The following is a 25,530-nucleotide window of genomic DNA, read 5'->3' as shown; positions in this document are numbered from 1 at the left end:
AATAAAATTTTTGTTTTTGAACATAAATAAAATTGAATTATTGCAATTTGTCCTCTGATAATAAATAATAGAATTATCAAGAGAATTTGATTGTAATGACCATAGGAGGTATTAAAGCAATGGCAAAGTACAATTGGGATAAATTTGGTTTTCACATCCCTGAAATAATGGTACCTAAGGTTGGCACTGATTACAGCAAGTGGGCTGTAGTTGCATGTGACCAGTATACTTCAGAACCGGAATACTGGGAAAAGGTAGAAGAAATCGTTGGTGATGCACCATCTACACTCCGACTTATGCTACCAGAGATTTTCCTAGATAAGGAAGGTGAAGCTGAAAGAATCAAGGATATCCGTGAGACGATGGATAAGTACATGGCTGACGGAACACTTGAAACTCTTGCTCCAGGATGCATGCTTGTTAAAAGAACTGCTGAAGGACGCACTCGCCTTGGGCTTGTATTAGCTACTGATCTTGAAGCATATGATTTCAACAAGGGCTCTAAATCCCTTACAAGAGCAACTGAGGGAACTGTAGTAGAGAGAATCCCGCCAAGACTAAGAATAAGAGAAGGTGCTCCTATCGAGCTACCACACATTTTGATTCTTATCGATGATCCAGAGAAGAGTGTAATTGAGCCATTGGTAAATGCTCCTATGAAGCAGATTTACGATACAGACCTAATGCTCGAAGGAGGGCACATCACCGGATGCTTCATCGAAGAGAAAGATCTTGATGGTGCTAAGGATGCTCTATCTGAATTATTTGATAAGGCAGTAGAGAAGTACGGAGAAGGCAATGTCATCTTCCAGGCGATGGGAGACGGAAATCACTCACTTGCTACTGCTAAGACTAACTGGGAAAACATCAAGAAGAATCTCTCACCAGAGGAAGCTGCTACCCACCCGGCTAGATACGCTCTCTGTGAGATTGAAAACATTCATGATGAGGGCATCGTATTTGAGCCAATTCATCGTGTAATCTTCGCTAAGAACGGGCAGTCTGGTGAAGAACTAGTTAAGGAAGCTGTCGCTCTACTAGACGATCAAAACGAAAAGGCTTACATCGCTCCAGAGGGAACTGCTGCTCCTGAGGGAGGCTTCGCTATTCCTTGCCTAGCTGGGGAACAGAGAGGAACTATCATCGTTGAAGGTCCTTCCGCTCAGCTAGAGGTGGGAGTGCTACAGAATGCACTAGACGTAATGGTTAAGGAGAGAAAATCCGTAGATATAGACTACATCCACGGAACAAAGGCTCTAGAATCTCTATCCGCTGAAGCTGGCAATGCAGGTTTCGCACTTCCAGCCATGGATAAGTTCATGCTCTTCCCAGCAGTTGCATCCGATGGTGCTCTTCCAAGAAAGACTTTCTCGATGGGAGAAGCTAACGAGAAGCGCTACTATATCGAAAGTAGATATATTGGCAAATAAGCTATTGAACAAAATATAATATATATTCACTACACAACTCTTGCGAGCTACGGTTCTGCATCGGATATCGAGCACTACCTTAGCTCGCCTTTTAATATTTTCTTAAAGTTTTCGCGATAATTTGACATTATAATTATTACATTTTATCCTATACTAAACCATTTACTTGAAGATTTTGAGACATAAGGAGATTACTATGTATATTAACAGAGGAGAATTAAAGCATCGGGGCAGCTTTAGATTCCGAGCTAATTACTGGCATGCGGTACTAGTAGCATTAGTATATTTTCTACTTAATGGAGGTGCTGTAACTATTTCACGCCGTTTTAATACTACCACAACGACGACAAACAGCAGCTTTTCTTACAATGCTAGCTACTCGCTTGCTGATGACCCAACTTTGCAGTGGATTACTGGTCTCGCAATTGGTGTGATATTGATAGCTGTTGCAGTTGGATTTGCTTTTGCTATATTTGTTATTAATCCAATAAATGTTGGCGTCCAGACATTCTTCCTTCGCAACTCATCCGGCGAGGCTGAAGGATTCCACCTGGGCGATGGATTCAAGTACAACTATCTTAATGTTGTAAAGACCATGTTCTTTATGAATTTATGGATACTGCTGTGGATGCTTTTATTTATCGTTCCAGGCATAATAAAGTCTTACTCCTATAGACTGGTTCCATACATACTCGCAGAGAATCCTGATATCGATACCAACGAGGCGCTAATGCGTTCTGAGCAGCTAATGCGTGGTAATAAATGGGAAACATTTATATATGATCTTTCCTTTATAGGTTGGTACATTCTTAGCATATTCACCTACGGAATACTTCCAGTTTTCTGGGTTTGGCCATACAAGCTCTCGTGCGACGCAGAGCTGTATAGGCTATTAGCAGGAAAGAGTGGCGAGGACTACAGCTTTGGAGTTGAGGGAACTGGCGCAGGTCCTTCAGGCTACGAAGAGCCGTCATACTACGCACCTGGATTTGGCAGAAATGATTCGGCAGCAACAAGAGAGCAGGCTTCAAGCAGCACCCCATCAACTTCTTCACATTCTAGTGAAACAAAGTCAGATGGTGTCGTATCTGAAGAGGATACTATCGAATATAAACCTGGCGAATAGCGCTTAGGTGCAGTGCATAGCTTTTAAACAAGCACATTAAAAGACCTCCTTCATATATAAGGAGGTCTTTTTTCTGTACTAAGTTGTATTAATATTTCTAGTCTAATGGATATTTTGTGTTATCAATATTTATGAGAGTAAATTTGACATTACTAGCATTAAACTATATTCTATAATGAATCATCAATTAAAGAAGGAAACTTAACTTATGGAACAAATTATGTACATAGATGCATTAGCGCTCAAATACAAAATAAAATTTAGACATAATCCAAGTTATTGGAATAAGGTAATGATCGGAATAATCTACAGGATGTTCATTGCTGGAGGTTTACTATCATTAGCCCATCGCTTTGAGATGGTTACTACTGATTTTGGCGGAAATAATCTTATTGACTACTCCTTCGCACAAGACCCATTCTACACGCGTCTTACTTCACTTCCAATTATCGCAATGATATTAGTACTGCTTCTATTGATAGCGGTAAAAATATTCTTCATTAACCCGCTCAATATCAGCGTTAGATCTTTTTTTCTGAATAATGCAGCAGGTGACCATTACGGACTACACCTTATAGATGGATTTAAGAGCAGCTACATCAATATTGTTAAGACTATGTTCGCAAGGAACATTCGGATTCTTAGTTGGTCAATTTTATTCATCATCCCAGGAATTGTTAAGGCATACAAATACAGAATGGTACCTTATATTCTAGCTGAAAACCCAGATATTGACACTCATGCAGCTCTAAAACTTTCAGAAGATATGATGCATGGTAATAAAGAAAAAATGTTTAACTATGACTTGTCGTTCATAGGTTGGTATATTGGAAGCCTCGTTACATTTGGTCTGGTTGGAATTTATTATTATACGCCGTACAAACTATCTTGCGATACTGAAGTATATAGAATAATTTCCGGAAAACTCGGCAGCAATATTAAATTTGGCAGGAAGCCGGTTATCTATCCTGTTATGAATCAAGGCTACTATAGCAGAAAAGCTCCAAGGTAGATAAAATCTACTTGGAGCTCTTTTATTTGTCTGTATATTTGTGTCTGTCGCTAAATCAACCTAAACTGCCTGGTCTTACTGAACTCATATATCTCAGATATCTCAGTTCCAGCATCATCACCAAATATCTTCTGCATAGACTTGATATACGATTCTACTCTTCCCATCGCTGCAATAGCAGCAGATATGCCCTGTCTTCCATCACCTATGATAGCAGTAGCACCGCTGTCGTAGAGAAGCTCATCACTCACGGATATTGCAATCGCAAGCTCTTCGAATGTCGGCGCACCTACAACCCCATAAGATTGAAGGTATTTAAATCTTGAGTCACTTGCAGATTTAAAAGTGTTTATAAACCTCTCTATGTCATCAGTAATTATGTAACTACTAGCCTCTAGCGTCCTGATGATCTCGCCCATATAGCAGAATGCTCTGAGAAGTGCCCTATCGCCGAGCTCATCTCTTATCTGCTCCGCATGCTCTAATAGCACATCGCTATTTACATCTCTAAGCACTCTCGCTCCGATAATCCCTGCAACTTGCCTGAGCTCATGGACGATATCTCCAAGTGCTGCGATATCAGTTCGCTCACTTAGAATCGCCTTTGGATAAAGCTTAGTGAGCACTAATCTGTAATCTCTCGGCAGCACCTCACCGATGACTTTGCTAGAAATAGGAACACCTGGTTTTTTGAAATCCGCAAAGCTAAATCCACCCATACATGAAGCGAGCTGCCTCGAAGTACCGCTAGGTACATCATAATGTGAGTTCGATGCACATTGACCTATCTCGGCTAGTTCATACTTGTTAAGCTCACCATGATTAAATATCTCAAATATAGCTCTCGTCATCAAGACTTCAAAGGTTGGCACATATATATCATCGAGCTCAAAAGGTGCATGTCCTAGAACATAGGCATTAAATCCACCTATCTCATACCCCCTCAGTTTCAGCTCCGCGAGTATGCCTCTAACGAGCCCCTTCAGGGTATGTATTTCATTCTCATTTCGCCTAAGCCCCCAAGGATCTAACTCGAGTATGCCTTCTGCCTCAGAATACACATGGACCATCTTGTCCTCAGATTCACATATAACAACTACAAGCTCGCTATTTATGGCCGCACTAAGCACCGCACCATTCTGAGCTTCCGTGAAGTCTCCGAGCAGCGGAATCGTAAACGGAGCACAATATACGGAAACCTCCATCTGACCGAAATCCGTCTCAAATCCACTGATGGCATCACAGAGTCTCCCTCTCTGCCTCGTAATATCATCAGAGCTTGCCGCATCTTTGAGAAGCGAATCGTACACTCCGTCCTTTAATTCAAAAATCAGTTTGTTAGTTGTTTTCATACACGCTTTATTAATTTACAACATCGACCTGAAGCTGTCTCTCCACATCCGAATCATCATGCTCTGTAGAGTCTGCTGACATCGAGTCAAGCACGCCCATATACTTAGCCTTAAATCTTTCAAATAGCTGATTATATAGATCATCGTCAGAGTGATGAATATCACGTAAGTACTGGTGCTCATTTCCATAGATATTATCATCTTCGATACCAAGTATATTAACACCAAGGTCGGAGCACTGATCGGAGATACGTTCAAGGTTCTGTAAGATATTCTGGAAACTTATGCCCTTAACTACATCGCACAGATTGTGCTTCATTCTCCACATGTGTCTACGTCTAACTTCATCCACAAGCTCGTCTATAACTTCCTCAAGAGGCTCAATCCTCTGAGCCTTTTCGTAGCTACTCTCCTTATACGCATCAGCCGTCAGTTCGAGTATATCGTTTACGGCCGTCAGCAGTACCCTTAGTTCAGCCATAGCAGCCCTTGAGAATTCAACATCTTCTTCCCTCATATTCTTAATAGCGTCCATGATGTTAATTGCCAGATCGCCGATTCTTTCAATGCTTACTAATCCTTTCATGAGGAAACTCTGGAATCTGTCATCATAATCCAATGTGATATGCGGTGAAATCTCGACTACATACTTATCAGCAACGTCTGTCATCTTGTCAATCATATCTTCTCGCTGATTCATACGTTCGTTACGCTTTGGATCATACTCATACATCTGCTGTATACAAGCTGTATAATTGTGGAGCGCAACCTCGAACATGTTGCTCGTCATCGAGTGTGTCTCTCCAAGTGCGATACGAGGATTGTTGATGAGTCTGAGGTCAAGCTGCTTTATACTCTCTTTGATCATCGTATCCTCTGGATCCTCTGGCTGGTCTGGAACGAGCCTCTCTGCAACCTTTGCAAAAATCCCAGCACAAGGAAGCAATAATAGCGCTGGTATTAACTTAAATAGTCCGTGAACATTAGCAACACCACCTGCGCGGAGCGTCATATACCATATATGATCATCGATAACACCTGTACCTCTAAGCACACCTACGGCTATAAATAGAAGTGTAGATGCTGTAAAATTATAAAGAATATGTACGAGTGCAGTCCTTATCTGCTCAGGCTTTGCACCTATTCGGCATACCAGATATGTGGTCAAGCAGTCACCAATATCTATACCGATGATTACTGCGAATACTCCGCAGAATTTAATTCCTATAGTACTTGCAATTGACTGCAGTATTCCGACTACGGCCGATGAACTCTGGATGATTCCTGTAACGAATACACCAGAGAAAAATCCTAGCACCGGGTTCCCTTCAAAAGAAACGAGCAGTCTGCTGAGAGTATCACCCATGTGAGAAACTGCTGCGCTCATGTTCATAAGCCCCACGAAAAGTGTTCCGAATCCCATCAGGATTGTTCCCACGGTATGTGCAGCTCTCGAGCTTACAAACATTATCAGAATAATACCTATAACAAGTGCCATAGGCGCTAAGTTGTCTGATTTGAAGAAAGACAGGAAACTTGTAGACCCTGCTTTTACGTCCATCAATCTGATAATCTGTGCTGTAATCGTAGTTCCTACGTTGGCACCAAGCACGATTCCGATTGACTGTCTGAATGTCAGGAATCCGGCTCCAACAAGACCCACAGTGAGTACGATGGCTGCCGTTGAGCTCTGAATCATACACGTTACTATAAGCCCAAGTAAAAAACCTTTAAAAGGCTTATCCGTAACCCTTGCAAGAGCAGCCTTCATTGCACCTCCAGATGTTGACTTAAGGCCGTCACCCATGATGCGCATTCCATATAGGAACATTGCTAGTCCGCCGAGCAGACTCACGATTTTAAAGAAAATCTCCAATCTGATATCTCCTTACATTAAATATTTCGTCTTTAGAATGTAATACCCATGCAGTGTAATTCTATTACAGTAATACATCTTTTGCAAACACTTCTATGCCAATAATTACAAGAATTACACCCCCAACAATTGCAGCATGAGCAGAAAACAATTCACCGACCTTCGCACCTATACGCATGCCAATAAAGCACATAATCCACGTGACTGCTGCAATGATACTCGAACAGACTATGGCGGCTTCTGCATCATAGCTAGAAATAGTAAATCCCACCGATAAAGCATCAATAGAGGTCGCAACTCCCTGCATAAACAGAGTCATGCCTGTAAGATTGGCTGGATTAGTTTCACTTACTTCTGAAAGTTCACTCATTCTACAGACCTCTGTATCACTAGCCTTCACCATTCCACTATCACTACAGACTTTTGCTCTTGATTTTCCGCATCTAACGCCTTCGAGGATCATGCGACCACCAAGAAAGGCTAACGATACCAAAGCAATCCATGGAACGAGTTTGTTGAAAACGCCAAGAGCCTTTGCCGCTTCGTGCACCATAACCCACCCTATCATTGGCATTGCAAATTGAAAGAATGCATATACCGCTGTAACTTTCATTACATATCTACACTCAGCATCTGGTCTACTTATGCCATTGGCGATTGATATCGCAAATGCATCCATCGCAAGACCAACACCTAGAAGTATGCTAGCAATAATAAAAATCAAGTTCATAATTGTCCCACATAATATGAGAGCCGTAATCACGGCTCCCATAGAAAATCATATTGCAACAGCCTAGAAGTCCTTACCTGTCAAAAGCTTATATGCTTCCTTATACTTCTCGATTGTCTTATCGATTACATCGTCAGGAAGCTTATAATCGCTATCAGGATTTGCCTTCAGCCAATCCCTTACAAACTGCTTATCATAAGAAGGCTGTGACTTACCTACTTCATATCCCTCTACCGGCCAAAATCTTGAGCTGTCAGGTGTAAGAACCTCATCAGCAAGTACAACATTACCCTCTTCATCGAGTCCGAATTCAAACTTAGTATCGGCGATTATAATACCTCTCTCGAGCGCATAATCTGCACACTTCTTATATACAGCGAGTGTTAGCTCCTTCGCCTTCTGAGCTAGCTCTTCACCTCTTCCAGGGTATGATTTCTCTAAAACTTCAACGCTCTTTTCATATGAGATATTCTCATCGTGATCGCCTATCTCCGCCTTTGTACTAGGTGTATAAATAGCCTCAGGAAGTTTCTCAGACTCTCTAAGCCCTTCCGGTAATTTGATTCCGCAAACCTCACCGGTCTTCTGATAGCTAGCCCATCCACTACCGGTAATGTACCCTCTAACGATGCACTCTAAAGGTAGCATATCTAGCTTACGGCACATAGTGCATCGACGAGCAAACTTCTCGCTTCTGAAGAACTCCGGCATGTCATCATTATCAACCGAAATCAAGTGATTTGGAACAATATCCTCAGTCAGATCAAACCAGAACTTAGAAATCTGTGTGAGAATTGCACCCTTGTCAACTATATCATTCTTAAGAATGTGATCAAATGCTGAAATTCTATCTGTAGCAACCATGATTAGGTTGTCACCATTATCGTAAATCTCTCTTACCTTACCAGCCTTAAAAGGTTTAAACTCTTGCATTTTGCTTCCTCCTAGCGTTTTAAACAGCTTAAAAATCTGTACCTATAGATTGTATCACCATTTGACGCGTCTCGCTACTCCCAAAGGAATCTTATCGTCTCGGCAACAGCAATTTTTCTTTCCTCAAGTGACGGAAATAAGTGTTTACCGCCTTTGATTTCTACGAGCTTAGCATTTGGGAATATCTTTGCAGCCTTACGTGCGTAATCGATATCCACAAGCTCATCATCCGTTCCATGTACTATGAGCACAGGATTCTTGTACCGCATCATTTCGCGCCACTCGCTGAGCACAATAGCATCAGCAACATATCTTTTACCAACTCTAAACTTATCGTTCATAACTTTAAAGCTATCAGGAATTTCCTCCCCGCTAAACTCCGCCCCTAGCATAGAGCCTTTACGAGCATCATCCGGTATGGACAATGCGGGATAATAAAGTACGAGCTTCTTAACTTCATTCTTTCGCTTCTCGGCAGCAAGTGAAGCGACGAGCCCACCCTGCGAGCAGCCCATGAGAAATACAGCATTCTTATTCACAAATGGACGGTCTTGCACATAGTCAAGCACCACGAGGAGGTCAATCACCTCAGTCGTTACGCTCATTTCAGTCGACTTTCTGCCTCTACTAGTCCCGCTTTCAGATCCACAGAAATCAAATATAAATACGGCATACCCTTGCTTGCACAGCATCTGAGCATACCTGCTTGTAAACCTCATATTTGTTCCGAACTCATGGCAAATTATGATGGTAGGTTGCTTCTCCTCGCGCCCATCCATATACCACCTTCCGTGTATTGCGAGCGATCCCTCTCTAATCGTAACTCCACGTGTAATCACGATATTCCTCCAATAAGCTTTATTACCATATATTTTAATTCCTGATGACATTCAAAACAAGTATATGAGATATATCTAGTGTATTACAATATTACTATGAATATTTTAGTTTTAAGTGATACACATGGCGAGTTAGACCGCGCACTCGAGATGTACGAGCGCATATCGACTTCGATTTGCATAATAGACCGCATCATCCACTGCGGTGATTTCATTAAGGATGCCCATGAGATTGAAGCTCAAACTGGCATCCCTGTTAGCTCTGTGCCGGGCAACTGCGATGGCTGTAACAAAGAGAATTTCGAGATTATCGATAGTCCTGCTGGTAAAATCATGATCACTCATGGTCATATGGAAAATGTAAAATTTTCGCTCATGAACCTAAAGTATCTCGCCATGCAGCATAAATGTGTAGCTGTCTGCTTCGGTCACACGCACGTTCCTGTAAACGAAGTTTCTTCTGGTATAAGGTTTATCAATCCCGGCAGCCTCACTAACCCTAGGGGCGGAAGTAAGAGTTCTTGTGCTTTGATAATTTCTGAGGAGAAAAAGCTCGCAGCAACTATTATAGAGTATTGATATTATGGACCTCGTTCGAAAATAAAGTGCTTTTATGAAAATTTTGACTTTTAATAATGCTATCTAAAATTTTATAACATAGCAGAAAAGCCGATACGTCAACTGAAATTTCAATTGATGTACGGCTTTTCCTATGCACTAATGAGGCTAGTTATTTGTATAAGGTATATAGCGTTATTCCGCTTGCTTTAGAGCAATCGCCATTGGAATTTTCTTAATCTGACGCATTAACACATTTGATATCAAGAGATACCCAATTATACCAATAGCGAGAAATTCAATATAAACCTTTGGTTCTATGTAATATTCGAGGCATCCACTATACCCAAGCATCATGTAATAAAACAGTTCTCTAATGATTCGCTCTCCTAAGAATGCTGAAATCACCAGCGAGGATATCGCCACAATCCCTGTTGCATAATTGTACAATTTTCCTATTTCACCGTCCGAGTAGCCAAGTATCTTGACGAGCGAGATTGAATTAACGCTCTTCTCGATTGTTGATCTGGCAAGTAAATAAAGAAATAGCAAATATAGTGTGCAGGCAAACGCACCGAACATCTTGAAGATTTCACCCATAGATGACTCTAGCTGGTTGGCAGCAAGGGTGAGATCTTGCTTCGTAATAATCGATGCAATGTAATCCTTATTTATCTCATCCAGCTTCTTATCTGCGAAGTAGCCCGTGTAATTCCCTGCATCCTTTCCAAATACTTTATTATATGCGCCTATAGGCATAAAGAGTGTCAGTGACGAAGGGTATTTATATGTCCTCTTCAGTACGAATGTGTATTTGCCATCCCCAAACTTATCATGAAGCTTAATCTTGGCCCCATCTTTTAGTCTGTATTTCTCCATATATCCGCTTGCTGCGAGTACTTCTATTTCCTTCTTTCCGCGATTGTACTTTGCTTTGGAACTTGTTGAATCAGCAGTATCAACTTTATTAGTATCTATGTTTACTAGCTTTCCCTTAAAATATCTTGAGTTATCTTCGATTCCATATATCGACACATCTTCATCTCTATTGTTTTTAAGCGTAGAGTATGCGTATTTCTCCGCCTTATCGTACTTAACATCGAATGGAGCTTTAAGAACGTACTGATACTTAGCAATCTGACTTTTCTGCACATCCGTTTTAAAGTGAGTCAGCATCGGACCGAACATAGTTCCATATATCATCAATATGCTCGCCATCAATATTCCTATCGCGAGTGTGATATATGCACCTATGTTATGAAGAATAATTCGCGCTCTAAACCTTGAGATAAACTTCCAGTTCGGTAATTGCACCGGATTTCTGGTACCCACCTTGCTCTTCACTTCACCTCGCAGTAGCTGCAGAGGCTCTGTTCTAAGAGCTAGTGTCAGTACAACGACGTTTACGATAAATACTATCACTATTGGAACGAGAGTTGTCTTGATGAACGCTTCACTATTCCAATAAGTCGTATACATCGGGAGCGAATAACTATGATAATATGCTTTTGCGATAATTCCCTTTAGATATGAATATCCGAGGATATTTCCAGTGACCGCAGCCACCAGGGATACTATCATCGGCAGCATTAAATAGTACGACAGAAGCTCTCTCCTCTTGTAGCCGGTAGCTCTTAGCGTACCAATAGTTTTTGATTCCTTCTCAATCCCATTTCTAGCGCTAATTGCGAAAATGAATGCTATAACAGCCATTATTATATAAAGCATCATCTGCATGCTTGCCATATCGTTTCCAAAGTCATTTCCAGTAAACATAATCGCATTATTATCCGGTCTAGCGACTATATCTGTCAGCATTACATGCTCGTCCAGAAGTTCGTTCTTTACATCTACGGCTTTGTCCTTTTGCGCTTTTTCAGACAGCTTTTGATTTTTATTTCTCCACGCATAAGAATAGAAGATTCCATTATCTCCGAGTTTATCCCAAGCTTTGCCTGTTACAACTACGACGGAAAAGTTCTGCGCATCAAACATCATATCCGCATTGTTCCTGAACATCGCACTGTAGTCGGAAAATGCGCTGAGGCCAGAAACCTTGAATTTTCGCCCGTTAACGTATATTGCATCACCGATTTTAATATCGTTATTCTCGGCATACAAACGATCTATAGCAATTTCATTATCGTGTTTAGGTAGGTGTCCCGATAAAACAGATATCTTGTTTAGAGTTTTCCTGTCCTTATAAATTCGGAATGTATCTCCCTTGTGCCTTCCTGCTGTCACTTCCTGTTCTTTGTAGAACTGTTCCTGTACAGTGATTTTTTGATTCTGTTCAAGATTATTAATTATCTTGTTAAAGTCTGAACCTGGCTTCATAGCGATATTAAAATGCCCGTTTTCAACAGCGTATTTGTCGAAGCTCTTGTTGTATGTGCGTATCATGCTACCATCGGCAACAAGATATCCGCTCGTGAAACCGATAGAGAACACAAGAAAAAGAAACAGCACTAAATACTTTGCCTTCTCGGCCCAAAGTTCTCTAAAGACTCTCTTGTAAATTGGGTTCTTCATAGCCGCACCTACCATTCTATAAGTTCTGCAGCTAGCCTGTTATTGTTCTTCTCATCGCTTCTGATCCGACCGTCGTGGAGATTAATGACTTGATGGGCCATCTGGCTGATTGCGACATTATGTGTAACTATAACTATAGTGCTACCATACTTGTTGTTAATATCTTCAATGAGCTTAAGTATCTCCTTAGAGGTATTGTAATCAAGTGCACCTGTAGGTTCATCGCAGAGCAATAAATCTGGATTTTTTACAATAGCTCTGCCTATGGAGGTGCGCTGCTGCTGACCTCCTGAGAGCTGGTTCGGTTTCTTGTTCTTATGTGCTTCAAGGCCAAGCAGCTCAATCAATTCATCTATAGGAAGCGGTTTGTCACTGAGATACGCTCCTACTTCAATATTTTCTCTCACAGTTAAATTAGGAACAAGGTTATATGACTGGAATATATAGCCGAGATGTTTGCGCCTATATTGAGAGAGCTGTTTATCATTAAAGTTTTCGATTTTATCTTCCCCGATTGTAACAGACCCGCTGTCAGCCTTATCGATGCCGCCGAGTATGTTTAGTAGTGTCGACTTTCCAGACCCTGACGGACCTAAAAGTACACATATTTCTCCCTTATTAACGCCACAATTTATCCCTTTTAGAACATCTACACGGCTGTCCCCTGTGCCATAGCTTTTCTTAATGTTGTCAATCTTAAGATACATGTTCTATCCTCTGCTTTCCTCATTAATTAGTGAGCATTATTTGATAAGCGCGAGTTAGGTTCATCTAACTCAGCTGGTTTAAAAAACAGGAATAATCATGCAACTATTCCTGTCTTTATTAATATATCACTATTTATTTAACGATTCAATACGGCTTTTTAATTCAATTATCCCCTAGCAATTACTTGCAGTGAGATAGGATTAGCTTTAGATACTGCCAAGTTCTCTCTGTCGAAGGGATTGAAAGTTCCTCATTCACCGAGTGTACGCCTGTCATGTCTGGACCGATAGAAACAGCATCGACCTTTCCTACCTTTTCAGCCCAGATTCCGCACTCAATTCCAGCGTGCATTGCGCTTACCACTGGCTCTTCACCATACTGCTCCTTATATGCAGCTATGCACACATCTAGGAGATCTGATTTATTGTTGAATTCCCATGCTCCGTACGAGCTACCATGTTCAACCTCTGCTCCAAGAGCTTCTGCAAGGATTCCAATCTTTCTTGCGAGCAATCTATTTCGCGAGTTCACGCTTGAACGTGACATAGACTTAGTGATTAATCTGCCGTCCTCAAGCTTTACGATACCGATTGAGTGAGATGTCTCAACAAGTCCCTTGAGCTCTACACTATAGTGTTCCACTCCTGTCGGACAAGCAACTAAGAACTTAAAGAAATTATCCTGGCATACAGTATCTACAGCCTCTTCCGACGCTTCACCTATAGCCTCTATAGATACAGTGATTCCTGGGTCCGAGGTGCGGTATTCAGCCTTAATTTCCTCAGTAGATGCTTCAATGCTTTCTTCAAATGCTTTAGCATCCGATGTAGCAACTATTACTTCACCCTCTACCTTTCCGAGGATTACGTTAGTAGCTCTTCCGCCATTGATTGATACGATGTTAAGTTCAGCCTTCTCTCTAGCGTCGAGGAATAATCTAGCGACAATCTGACCAGCATTAGCACGTTCCTGATGAATGTCTAGTCCAGAGTGACCTGCAAGGAGTCCATCAACTACATACTTGTACTTAACGCCATTAACAAGCTTTTTATCCGCAGGGAAACTTGTAAAGATATCCACTGCACCTGCACATCCAACAGTGATTATACCTTCTTCCTCAGAGTCAATGTTAATTACCTTACGAGATCTAATCTTCGATCCATCCAGCGCGTACGCACCTAGCATACCTATCTCTTCATCAACAGTAGCGATGAATTCTAGTGGTGGATGAGGTATATCTGTCGAATCAAGGAGAGCGAGTCCCATTGCAATAGCAGCCCCGTCATCAGCTCCAAGCGTAGTCTTGTTAGCAGTTAGAGTATCACCATCAACAATTAGCTCTAATGGATCATTCTGGAAATCATGAGTGCTGTCCTCGGTCTTCTCTGCAACGATATCCATGTGACCCTGAATCATAACCGTGTCAGAGTTTTCATACCCAGGAGTTCCATCCTTCCAGATAATCACATTCCCAGATTCGTCCTGATAGTATTCCAGACTGTGTTCCTTAGCAAAATTAACGAGGTATGCGCTAATCTTCTCTGTGTGCGCTGATGCACGAGGAACATCACTGATTTCCTTGAAATATCTAAACACTTCCTGTGGTGCTAGCTTGCTTACGTCACTCATTGAAAACCTCCATAATGTCATAATCGTAGATTTATGTACTATATACAAAAACAATTATAAATATTTGTGCATACAAGTTCAATATGATTCGTCTACAATTGTCATTTTGCAGATTATTGTCTATGAATTATAAATTATTCATAAAAAACAGCGCAGCCATTGGCCACGCTGTGTCATTACCCGACATATCACGAACATCGAGAATTTAATTCTATTTGTATAGTGCTTGCTACGAGTATAGGTTAGCCCTGAACAGCTGCAGCAACTTCAGCAGCAAAGTCATCTTCCTTCTTCTCGATTCCTTCGCCAACTTCGAATCTTACCATGGATACAACCTTCATATCCTTGCCGATTTCCTTAGCGCACTTCTCAACATACTGTCCTACGCTTAGGTCACTGTCCTTAACGAAAGGCTGGTCAACAAGGCAAACTTCCTTGAGTTCCTTCTTGATTTTGCCAGCAACAATCTTCTCAACCATCTCAGGTTTCTTACCTTCGTTTAGAACCTGCTCAGTGAGGATTTTCTTCTCGTTCTCGATGTACTCAGGATCAACACCATCTTCATCTACAAACTTAGGGTTCATAGAAGCAACCTGCATAGCAACGTCTCTGCCGCAAGCTTCTACCTCTGCAGGTGTAGCATCAGTTTTGATTCCAATAACAACACCGATTCTGCCGCCACCATGGATGTAGCCGGTGTAAACAACGCCATCTTCCTCAACTCTAGTATATCTTCTGATGTTAAGATTCTCTCCGATCTTAGCAACCTTTGCTGTCAGAACTTCCTTAACAGTAGATCCCTGGAATGGCTCTTCTAAGAAAACATCCATATCTAGGTCACCCTTTACAAGTGCTTCAGCAGCAATTGCTTCAACAAATTCAACGAACTCTTCGTTCTTTGATACGAAGTCAGTCTCAGAGTTAACCTCAGCGATTGCAGCAACCTTGTTGCCTTCGCCAAAAGCAATTCTTACGAGTCCTTCAGCAGCAATTCTGCCAGATTTCTTCTGTGCCTTCATGATTCCCTTCTCACGAAGCCAGTCTACTGCCTTATCTATGTCTCCTTCTGTCTCAACTAGTGCTTTCTTGCAATCCATCATTCCGGAACCTGTAAGTTCACGAAGCTCCTTGACTAGTGCAGCTGTTACAGCCATTGTGTCCTCCTTACTAAATAACCGCCCGAGCCGGGTTAGTTCTCGGTCCGGACGGCATTCACTTGTTATATTATGCGTTTATAAAAATCTCTTTAATTTATGCTTCTGCTTCAGTCTCAGCTTCCTCAGCTGGAACCTCGCTAGCATCGAAGCTCTCGCCCTGCTTTGCCTCGATTACAGCATCTGCCATTGCAGAAGTGATTAGCTTAACAGCTCTGATAGCATCATCATTAGCAGGGATGATGTAATCAACATCATCTGGATCACAGTTTGTATCTACGATACCTACAACTGGAATTCCAAGTGTTCTTGCTTCCTTAACAGCAATCTTTTCCTTCTTAGGATCTACTACGAACATTGCACCAGGCATGCCCTTCATGTCCTTGATTCCGCCGAGGAACTTCTCTAGCTTATCAGCTTCCTGTCTAATCTTGAGAGCTTCCTTCTTAGCATACTTATCGATAGTGCCGTCGGCTTCCATCTCACGAATCTCAGCTAGTCTAGCAATTCTCTTGCTGATAGTCTTGTAGTTTGTGAGCATACCACCGAGCCATCTCTCGTTAACGAAGTACATTCCTGAACGTAGTGCCTCGTCCTTAATAGCAGCCTGAGCCTGCTTCTTTGTTCCTACAAACAGGATTGGCTCTCCATCTGCTGCTACTTTTCTGATGAAATCATAAGCATCGTCGATTCTCTGAATAGTCTGCTGAAGATCGATGATGTAGATTCCATTTCTCTCTGTGAAGATATATGGAGCCATCTTAGGGTTCCATCTTCTAGTCTGGTGTCCAAAATGAACACCTGCTTCTAAAAGCTGTTTCATTGATACTACTGACATAATTAACCTCCGGTTGTTACTTCCACCGTGAACACTAGCCTTCAACCTTCAATAGGCACCGCGGCAACTTCACGATGTGATTATTACTTACTACATCCATGCATTTGAACACAAAGATGCCTATATATTATAGGTCACGAGCCTTATTATTGCAAGTATATATGATTATTTTTCAAGCCTGTATATAAAAAAATGGCAATCATCTAACATCTAGTTGATTGCCACCTTATTTCATAACTCGTAAGTATTCGAGCACCTGCTTGCATAGCTATTCATCATTGTAAAAGTTCAATGGTCTTATTACCGAACTTGCTACTGAATATTTTTACGTCTTTTTTTAGCTGCAACTACTGCGAGCATAACCGAAGAGGCACATAGCACAAATGCAGATTGAACAGGTTTGCTTGAATCGCCAGTCTTAGGACTATTGCCTTTTTTATGAATGTCTTTCTTAGGTGTCTCCTTAGGTGTATGAGTGTTAGTGATTATAATATTTCCATGATTAGCATCATCAACGCTCGCTACGTAACCTGGAAGCCTGTTTACTTCCTTCACTGTATACTTTATTTTCTGTCCGCTCTTCTTTTCAGGCAAGTTATTCCATGTATAAGTCCAGTTTTCAGACTTTTTAAGAGTTACTTCAGCGCCCTTTTTCACTCCGTTAGCATATAACTGCACTTTGACACTTTCCGGTCTCAGTTTATCCTTATCGTTCCCGTCATCCCAGCGTTTCGTCACCGTTACGCTAGTCTCGTCTGGAGCGTAGCTGTTCTTAATTGTCTTCGTAACAGACTTATCTGGTCCGAATTCTTCAGGCGCTACTCTTACAGCATCCGCGGATAGCATATATCCTTCTGGAGCTTTTTTCTCTTTAATCGTATACTTATCCTTCAGCAGTCCGCCAAGGCTGCCATTACCATTGCTATCTGTAGTAATCTCCCCAACTTTAACGCCCGAAGACTCTCTGATAACTTCGAAAACAGCACCACTCAAACTATCACCATTTTCATTTTCCTTGTGGATCTTGATAGTAAAGTGGTAGCCGTTTGCCTCACCGCCAGACTCCTGATATACAGCTCTGATTACCTCATCCATAATTACCTGGGCATCGTTATAGCCGCTGATTCTATTGTTGACAATTTCCTGATTGACAGGTCTATATGAAAGCTTCATATCATACTTGATGTAGTAGCCTTCTCCCTGCACATTGTTGAAATCAATAGTGAAGCTATTGCCGTCAAAGTTGATTGGGAACTGATTAGTTACATCAATCTCATTTTTTAGAGTAAAGTATCCATCCGCCCCAATCTCCCACTTTCCCTTCGTAATCCTAAAGCTATCCTTTGAATAGGAAACTGCAGGAGTTTCAATAGTGTCTTTTACAGTGAGTTTCTGAAAATTACCACCCTTACCATTCACGCGGATTCTGGTGCGAACAATTGTAGGATCGTTGTTATCGAAGTAGCTTCTCTTATACAGGTGTTCATCCGGATTATCTCCACGAACGCCAGCATATACAAATGGATTGATGTCAAAGCCACGTCCACCGTCCATAACTAAGCGGAGTCTCATCGTCTGACCAGATGTAACGACATCTGTATCAATTTTTACGGTGACATGGAGTGAGCCAGATATATCAGAGTGACTATCTACATAATTGGCATATGTAATCGTAACTGTCTTCGCATCAGGGTCAGTAACCGCATTAGCGATAGTCTCGCCTGAAGGGCTCTTGATAGCAAAAGACTCTCTCTTCACGATTTCAAATTCATTAGGGACATGGATAATAGTCTTGTCTCCCGCATGAACTCTATTATTCAAAGCAAACTTAACTACTAGCTGCATCCTTGTTGTTACATCAGCCCACGTTGCCGGCGTAACTAAATCCGCCTTGGTAAGTTTTACATCCGTGATTACATCATTATGATAGCTCTCTGCAAAAGCTTTTCCCATAATCGGCATTATGCCGAGTAGCATGATGCATGACAAGACAACTACAATAAGCTTCTTAGTTATGGCTTTAAATCTCGCATTCATAATTTCCTCCTTATAAAAATACGCACATTGTTGACCTATTTTGTCATCATTACAAATGTAGCATATTAATATTCATATGTCACACTAAATTTTCAAGAAAAATATTATTACTTCTAGTATAAGGCGTTAATAAACATCCACCAAAGGTTGCTGACCACCTTGGTAATTGATTGATTATGCATATACCTATCCGCTTATGTTTAAAAATTTATATAGATACTAATTAAATAAATATGCAGACAAAAAGACGCCGACTAATCGGCGTCTTTGTCACTATTAAATTGTTTTGAGAAATCTTATGATTAATTATCTCTCTTCTCTTCTCTTGAGTCCAGCTGCACCGGCAATACCTGCTAACGCACCACCCATTATGAGCATATACAGCATAACATCTGAAGCATCGCCAGTCTTAACAACTTTGCCAAGCTTAGCAGGCTTATTTGGCTTCACTGGTGTAACAGGAGTCGTCTCTGGAGCATACTTTAGAGTAAATGTAATCTTGCTGAGATCTGTTGGGGCAATCGCATCCGCTCCATCTGCAGTTTGCTTACCGTTCCACTTTAGATTAAAGTTTACAATCTTGCCAGTAGGTATATGAGTTGCCTTTGCCTTAAATACTCCACCGACTTCGCCTCTCATCGTATAGTTGGTGTTTACAAATGCTGCATTTGTAAACTTAACTCCACCGACTTTCACCTTTAGATCATCGCTTACGGATCTGATATCTCTAGCTAGATCTTCATAGTTAGTGTAATTCTTTGCAAGCTTGATAGTAACGACAACCTTGTTGCCTGTGCGAGTAACATCAGTGATTTTGAACACATTATTACCGCCTTCAAGAGCTGCACTTGGAGTGCCGCTACCAAATGTCATTTCATTTGGCAATTCAAGGCTTGCAGTAAAGGTTGTATCTACATCCTCGAGACTGATTTGATTAGCAATAGGGTTGCTATAGTTGTTCTCAATCTGAGTCATCTGATCCTTTACAGGCTTCACTCTTAGCAGACCAGTGACCTCATGCGTGTCATTTCTACCTGATACATATACCTGATTGTGCTCTGTTTCATTTCCGATGAGTATATCGCCCTCAAGGTCTCTAACGTCTGTTACAACTGTAGGCGCTTGCTTATATTTAAGAGTGAAAGATATCCTGCTTAGGTCAGATGGGTTAGTTGCATCTGAACCTGCTGCACTTTGCTTCCCGTTCCATGCATAGTTAAAGTTTATTACTTTGTTGCTTACTGTATTGGTAGCCTTTGCTTTGAAACTTCCACTAACCTTTCCAATTACCGTATAGTTTGTGTTTGCAGTTGCAGCAGATGTGAACTGTGCACCCTTAACAACAACCTTTAAGTTGTCGTCCACTGCGGACACCGCACTCTTTAGTTCGTTGTAAGTTCTAATGTTATTAGAATTCTTAAGCTTAATGGTAACATCAACCTTATTACCATTTAACGAAGAATTAGTAATTTCAAACTTGCCATTTGCTCCAAGTAGCTGGACAGCTGGGTTCGCATCTTTGAACTTCATTCCAGAAGGAAGTTCAATTGAAGCATTAAAGGTTGTGTCGATATTTTCAACATTAATTCCAGCAGCCACAGCTCCGTTAAACTGATTCTCAAGTCTTGTGAGTTCATCCTTGATAGGCTTTACATTGAGGTTTCCTGTGAAGTCGATAGTATCATCCTTCTCTGCCACATACACGGCACTGTGTTCAGTCTCATTGCCAACAAGGATGTCTCCCTCGAGATTTCCTGTATTAGTCAAATCCTGAGGAAAATACTGTGTTAGATTGCTTGTAAAACCAACGTTTGCTACGTCAGTGTTGTATGTCTCAAGACCAGAACCAATCAATGCCAAAAAGCCAGATGGATAGAACGAGAAATCACCCTTTCCAACGATGCGCTCTCCCTCCATTCTAGCAGCTGATGCCTTATCGTTAGCTGTAACACTATAAGGAATGCTGATATCTACAGTATGAGCATTTGGATTCGCCTTATCTGCAAGATATGCATTATAGATGCCCTGCCAGTTAACATCGTTCAGATACATCTTGAAGTTTACAGTCCTGCCATTAACAGTCTTAACTATTCTGTTACTGTTGATGTATGATACAGAGTTTGCTACAGATATGTTGCCGAGGTTCACATCTTCAGGAAAAGTCACATTGTACTCGATGTAAGCTATTCTATTTTTCCCCTCTCTTCCGTGTGGGTACAGACCATTTGCAGCTGCGTTTGCCATCTCTGTCTCATTAGGTTCAAGAACCTTTGACATTGGAATCTTTAGCTTCACAGTTCCGTTATAAGTCGAACTGTTACCACCTGCTCCACCAGTAGAACTTCCTACTTGTGTAACATATTGCGCAACAGGTAACACGTTGCTTGCAGCAGACGTTGGAAGCACAGCAGCAAGCTGAGCAACCATCATCGCAGCAACGACTATTAGCGCATGAAGCTTCTTAGACAATCTCTTTGCCTTCATCTTAATTCTCCTCCTTCTATTAAAAAAGCAGCAATACTCTGCCGCTAAAACTTAACGAGTAATTTGTTAGACTAATTTTACAGCCTGTTAGACTTAAAGTCTACACGCAATATTCCATTTTAAAAGGTGATGCATGTATTTATTTTCATACACCACCTGTAGATTTATTAATTTAAATTAATATATTTTATTGTGCCAATTCCAAGCCGATCTACAGATATCCTCTATCCCGTACTTTGCAGTCCATCCAAGCTCCTCTCTAGCCTTGTCGCTGCAAGCATACATTTCTGCGATATCACCATCTCTTGCAGCTTCTATCTTGTATGGGATCTCTCTCCCTGAGGCTTTTTCAAAAGCCTTAATGGTTTCTAACACACTGTATCCACGACCAGTTCCAAGATTATATGTATATACATTCGGCTGGCTATAAAGTTTTTTTATAGCCATAACGTGTCCATTAGCTAAATCCGTTATATGAATATAATCTCTAACGCCTGTACCATCAGGTGTATTATAGCCAGTGCCTAGCACTCTAAAGTACGGAATGTCTCCATTTGCTGCAAGAGCAAGCGATGGGACGATATTGCTTGGAAACTTTCCATACATCTCTCCAATCAGGCCACTCTCATGGGCGCCTGCCGGATTGAAATATCTGAGAATCACTATATTCCACCTATCGTCAGCGGTGAATAAATCCCTTAGCATCTCCTCTTGTACCCACTTAGTCCTACCATAGGGATTTGTACAATTACCAGTCTCACAACCCTCGGTAACTGGCACAACGCTTGACTCGCCATATACATTTGCGGATGAGCTAAGTATAATCTTGCGCACACCGTAATTATCCATCACCTCGAGCAATGATGTGGTAGACGCAATGTTGTTTCGGTAATATTTAAGCGGTGACTTAACCGCATCTCCGACAGCCTTGTATCCAGCTAGATGTATAGTAGCATCTAACTCTTCTCTTTCAAATAAATCCACAAGGAGTGACTTATCGCAAACATCTATATTATAGAACGAAAAATCTCTTCCCGTAATTTTTCGAATTCCCGAGAGCGATTCTTCACTGGAATTGCTAAGGTTATCAGCTATTACGATATCGAATCCCGATTCGAGAAGCGCAACAGCAACATGACTGCCAATATACCCGGCGCCACCAGTGAGCAGAATTTTTTTCTTATAAGCTTTGTTATCAATATTAATATCTGACATTTTTCCAACCTCAATACCGTATAAATAACCTCTAAAATTGCTTATGGTGATACATTATAGATTTTCTCAATACCAAAGTCTATTATATAGTTAAAACAAATACATGGTATCCTGATAACATTCGCCGTTATCTTGAACATTCCACCACTTTACACATTGCAAAGTTCGGAAAAATCATTTTTTATGACTGATATATCATTTTAGGCCACTAATTTGTGTGAACCTTTCTTGAAGTCGGTCTTTATGCAACCTATAATTATTCTATCACGAATAGGCTATTATATGAGCTATTCAAATATCTAAAAGAAATTATTTATCACTAGAAGGAGTTATCTTTATGGAAAAGTTTTTTAAACTTAAAGAACATGGTACTACCACAAGTACTGAAATTATCGCCGGAATTACCACGTTCCTATCGATGGTATATATTCTGGCAGTAAATCCTAACATCCTATCTGCAGCAGGTATGGATGGAGCTGCTGTATTTACAGCTACTGCAATTTCTGCAACCGTAGCTACTCTATTCATGGCATTCTTCGCAAACTACCCTGTTGCCCTAGCTTCAGGAATGGGACTTAATGCATACTTCGCATTCTCTGTCTGCATTCCAATGGCAAAGGCTGGAATTAATGACCCATGGAAAATCGCACTTGCCGCAGTACTTATAGAAGGTATAGTATTCGTTCTCCTTTCACTAACTAGCTTCCGTGAAAAGCTTGTTAACGAAGTACCTGCTAACCTAAAGTACGGAATCACAGCTGGTATAGGATTGTTTATCGTACTCGTCGGACTCAAAGGCGCAGGTATTGTAATCAGCAGCACTGCAACACTTGTTGATCTCGGTCATGTTGGAACACCTCAGTTTGTCCTCGCTATGATCGGATTCTTCTGCATATGTGCTATGGTTCGCAAGAATATCCCTGGTGCAGTTCTATGGGGCATCCTCATCACATGGATTCTCGGAATTATCGCTGAAAAGACTGGTTGGTACCACGTAGATCCTGCTGCTGGCGCATTCTCACTAGTACCTGCAAAGATTTTCAGTATTCCATCCGCACCGCACATCGGGCAGTTTGACTTCGCTTGGATATCGCAGAATCTGATTAACTTCTTAGTTATCACATTCTCATTCCTGTTCGTTGACTTATTTGATACCGTAGGAACACTTATCGGAGTTGCATCTAAGGGAAATCTTCTCGACGAAAACGGAAACCTCCCTCGTGCTAAAGGTGCTCTTCTCGCTGACGCATTCGGTACAATATTCGGAGCTATCGTGGGAACCTCAACAGTAACTTCATATGTTGAATCAAGTGCCGGTGTAGCTGCTGGAGGTAGAACCGGTCTTACTGCCGTCACATCTGCTGTTATGTTCGCAGTAGCACTATTCTTCTCACCAGTATTCCTAGCTATCCCTGGATTTGCTACAACTCCAGCACTTATGTATGTAGGGTTATTGATGGTATCATCTATCAAGAATATCGACTTTGACTCTGATATCGCTGATACTGCTGCTGCATTCTGCGCAATCACCTTCATGCCTTTCACTTATTCCATAGCAAACGGAATCATGTTCGGTATGATTTCTTGGGTGCTACTTAAGGTTATCGGTGGAAAGATTAAGGAGGTTTCCCCAGTAATGTGGATTTCCTTCGCCCTCTTCGCACTTAGAATCGGCACACTAATTGCTGGAATTGGATTTCATTAAGTTGACTTTATTATAAGTAGTGTATTGAATAAAAATATCAGGCGAGCTCATTTGAGCTCGCCTTTGTTATATTTAAAAACGCCTGTTCGCATACTTCAAAAATCGTTTATAATAGTATAACAGCAAATTACGAGAGGGTTTTGGGATGAACTCAGATAGACGAATACTACATTGTGATATGAATAGCTTCTATGCTTCTGTCGAGCTTTTATCACTCCCCGATATAAAAGAGAAACCCGTTGCAGTCGCAGGAGACCCAGATAGTAGGCACGGAATAATTTTAGCCAAGAATGAACTTGCAAAAAAGTTTGGTATTGTAACAGCCGAGACTATTCAGTCTGCAAAGAGAAAATGTCCAGAACTTATAACAATACCTCCCCATCACGACAAATATCGTGAGTATAGTCATATGCTTAACTCGATATATTTGGAGTATACAGATCTTGTGGAACCATTCAGTGTTGATGAATCATGGCTAGATGTGACCGCTAGCGAAATGCTGCTCGGCGAGGCGAAGATTATAGCGGACAATATCAGAAAGCGCGTGTACCGTGAACTTGGTCTCACACTTTCTGCAGGAGTTTCGTTCAATAAGATATTTGCAAAGATGGGAAGCGATTACAAGAAACCTAACGCGACTACGGTTATTTCAAGAAATAACTTTAAGGAATTATTATGGCCGATGGCTGTTTCTGAAATGTTCTTTGTAGGTAGATCGACGGCTACTAAGCTAAGCAGTCTTGGAATTCACACCATCGGCGACTTAGCTCATGCAGACAAATTGCTGCTTTCCAAGACTTTTGGAGTACATGGCGTAAATCTCTACAAGTATGCAAATGGGTTAGATGATGACCCCGTTAGAGCATATGACAATCGAGATGATATTAAGTCAGTTGGACACGGCATGACATTTAGGCGCAATCTAAAGGGTGCCGACGACGTAGGGATTGCCTTGACAGAATTAACAGACAAAGTCAGCACTCGCTTAAGAAGGCATGGTAAATGGGCACGAGGTGTCAAAATAGAGATCACTACGCCTGAATTTAAAAGGCTCTCGAGACAAAAGCGATTACCGAGCCCAATCAGTAGCCCTGCAGCATTTAGAAATACTGCAGTAGAGCTAATTAGCGAGCTGAATTATACGAATAAGCCAATAAGACTTCTTACTGTAACAGCGATAGATTTGACAGATTTTCCGGACGATGGTCAGCTCACCATATTTACGATGGGTGCTACCACAGACGAGAAACAGAGAAGTGAAAAAGATGAAAATATAGCTAAAGCGATGGATGAGATAAGGGATAAATTTGGGAAATCATCGATAAAGTTTGCGCACGTGATCGGAAACGATATCGGGATTGACGAGGATTAA

At 41.3% G+C, this 25,530-nt stretch carries 19 protein-coding genes; 6 read left to right on the top strand and 13 right to left on the bottom strand.

Annotated features, from left to right (window positions below; genetic code table 11):
• The first annotated feature begins 119 nt into the window (after window positions 1–119).
• From Q7O90_RS04835 to Q7O90_RS04825, 3 genes are all read left to right on the top strand, one after another.
• Window positions 120–1,430, top strand: a complete 1,311-nt coding sequence (locus tag Q7O90_RS04835) for a DUF1015 domain-containing protein (protein ID WP_304128167.1) — start codon at window positions 120–122, stop codon at window positions 1,428–1,430.
• 196 nt (window positions 1,431–1,626) lie between these two features.
• The gene (locus Q7O90_RS04830; RefSeq protein WP_304128164.1) at window positions 1,627–2,556 is read left to right on the top strand and encodes a DUF975 family protein; all 930 of its coding nucleotides are present in this window, start codon (window positions 1,627–1,629) and stop codon (window positions 2,554–2,556) included.
• A gap of 208 nt (window positions 2,557–2,764) precedes the next feature.
• Window positions 2,765–3,568, top strand: coding sequence for a DUF975 family protein (locus Q7O90_RS04825; protein WP_304128162.1), 804 nt, complete (start codon window positions 2,765–2,767; stop codon window positions 3,566–3,568).
• Between the two features lie 50 nt (window positions 3,569–3,618).
• Here the strand turns inward: Q7O90_RS04825 and Q7O90_RS04820 are convergent, their stop codons facing one another.
• The 5 genes from Q7O90_RS04820 to Q7O90_RS04800 form a co-directional block, all read right to left on the bottom strand.
• The gene (locus Q7O90_RS04820) at window positions 3,619–4,920 is read right to left on the bottom strand and encodes a galactokinase (RefSeq protein ID WP_304128160.1); all 1,302 of its coding nucleotides are present in this window, start codon (window positions 4,918–4,920) and stop codon (window positions 3,619–3,621) included.
• Window positions 4,921–4,930: 10 nt separating this feature from the next.
• Window positions 4,931–6,796: a Na/Pi cotransporter family protein gene (locus Q7O90_RS04815; RefSeq protein WP_304128159.1), complete on the bottom strand. Its 1,866-nt coding sequence runs from the start codon at window positions 6,794–6,796 to the stop codon at window positions 4,931–4,933.
• A gap of 64 nt (window positions 6,797–6,860) precedes the next feature.
• Window positions 6,861–7,526, bottom strand: a complete 666-nt coding sequence (locus Q7O90_RS04810) for a manganese efflux pump MntP (protein WP_304128157.1) — start codon at window positions 7,524–7,526, stop codon at window positions 6,861–6,863.
• Between the two features lie 63 nt (window positions 7,527–7,589).
• Window positions 7,590–8,459 carry a phosphoribosylaminoimidazolesuccinocarboxamide synthase gene (locus Q7O90_RS04805; protein ID WP_304128155.1) on the bottom strand — a complete coding sequence of 290 codons (870 nt, stop codon included), beginning with the start codon at window positions 8,457–8,459 and terminating at the stop codon, window positions 7,590–7,592.
• A 74-nt stretch (window positions 8,460–8,533) separates the two neighbouring features.
• A complete protein-coding gene (locus Q7O90_RS04800; protein ID WP_158696642.1) occupies window positions 8,534–9,298 on the bottom strand; it encodes an alpha/beta hydrolase in 765 nt (254 codons plus the stop codon).
• Between the two features lie 78 nt (window positions 9,299–9,376).
• Here Q7O90_RS04800 and Q7O90_RS04795 point away from each other — a divergent pair, with 78 nt between their 5' ends.
• Window positions 9,377–9,877, top strand: coding sequence for a metallophosphoesterase family protein (locus Q7O90_RS04795; RefSeq protein ID WP_304128151.1), 501 nt, complete (start codon window positions 9,377–9,379; stop codon window positions 9,875–9,877).
• A gap of 174 nt (window positions 9,878–10,051) precedes the next feature.
• Here Q7O90_RS04795 and Q7O90_RS04790 read toward each other — a convergent pair whose 3' ends face one another.
• The 8 genes from Q7O90_RS04790 to galE form a co-directional block, all read right to left on the bottom strand.
• Window positions 10,052–12,388: an ABC transporter permease gene (locus Q7O90_RS04790; protein ID WP_304128149.1), complete on the bottom strand. Its 2,337-nt coding sequence runs from the start codon at window positions 12,386–12,388 to the stop codon at window positions 10,052–10,054.
• 8 nt (window positions 12,389–12,396) lie between these two features.
• Window positions 12,397–13,095: an ABC transporter ATP-binding protein gene (locus tag Q7O90_RS04785; RefSeq protein ID WP_304128147.1), complete on the bottom strand. Its 699-nt coding sequence runs from the start codon at window positions 13,093–13,095 to the stop codon at window positions 12,397–12,399.
• Window positions 13,096–13,276: 181 nt separating this feature from the next.
• The gene (locus tag Q7O90_RS04780; protein WP_304128144.1) at window positions 13,277–14,725 is read right to left on the bottom strand and encodes an aminoacyl-histidine dipeptidase; all 1,449 of its coding nucleotides are present in this window, start codon (window positions 14,723–14,725) and stop codon (window positions 13,277–13,279) included.
• A 242-nt stretch (window positions 14,726–14,967) separates the two neighbouring features.
• Window positions 14,968–15,879 (bottom strand): translation elongation factor Ts, encoded by a 912-nt coding sequence (gene tsf / locus Q7O90_RS04775; protein ID WP_304128141.1) that lies wholly within the window; start codon window positions 15,877–15,879, stop codon window positions 14,968–14,970.
• Window positions 15,880–15,976: 97 nt separating this feature from the next.
• Window positions 15,977–16,717 (bottom strand): 30S ribosomal protein S2, encoded by a 741-nt coding sequence (gene rpsB / locus Q7O90_RS04770; protein ID WP_106056288.1) that lies wholly within the window; start codon window positions 16,715–16,717, stop codon window positions 15,977–15,979.
• A 312-nt stretch (window positions 16,718–17,029) separates the two neighbouring features.
• Complete coding sequence (locus tag Q7O90_RS04765) at window positions 17,030–18,754, bottom strand: Cna B-type domain-containing protein (RefSeq protein ID WP_304128138.1); 1,725 nt, start codon at window positions 18,752–18,754, stop codon at window positions 17,030–17,032.
• 306 nt (window positions 18,755–19,060) lie between these two features.
• Window positions 19,061–21,238 carry a hypothetical protein gene (locus Q7O90_RS04760; protein ID WP_304128136.1) on the bottom strand — a complete coding sequence of 726 codons (2,178 nt, stop codon included), beginning with the start codon at window positions 21,236–21,238 and terminating at the stop codon, window positions 19,061–19,063.
• A gap of 177 nt (window positions 21,239–21,415) precedes the next feature.
• The gene (gene galE, locus Q7O90_RS04755; protein ID WP_304128133.1) at window positions 21,416–22,453 is read right to left on the bottom strand and encodes a UDP-glucose 4-epimerase GalE; all 1,038 of its coding nucleotides are present in this window, start codon (window positions 22,451–22,453) and stop codon (window positions 21,416–21,418) included.
• A 337-nt stretch (window positions 22,454–22,790) separates the two neighbouring features.
• Here galE and Q7O90_RS04750 point away from each other — a divergent pair, with 337 nt between their 5' ends.
• Both Q7O90_RS04750 and dinB read left to right on the top strand, forming a co-directional pair.
• Window positions 22,791–24,158: an NCS2 family permease gene (locus Q7O90_RS04750; RefSeq protein ID WP_297966592.1), complete on the top strand. Its 1,368-nt coding sequence runs from the start codon at window positions 22,791–22,793 to the stop codon at window positions 24,156–24,158.
• A 145-nt stretch (window positions 24,159–24,303) separates the two neighbouring features.
• Entirely contained in the window at window positions 24,304–25,530 is a 1,227-nt protein-coding gene (gene dinB, locus Q7O90_RS04745; RefSeq protein ID WP_304128130.1) for a DNA polymerase IV, read from the top strand.

The sequence above is a fragment of the Mogibacterium diversum genome, assembly GCF_938028775.1.
In the GTDB taxonomy this organism is placed as follows: Bacteria; Bacillota; Clostridia; order Peptostreptococcales; family Anaerovoracaceae; genus Mogibacterium; species Mogibacterium diversum_A.
The sequence above is the reverse complement of the archived record's forward strand: the minus strand, read 5'-3'. Positions and strand labels throughout refer to the sequence as shown.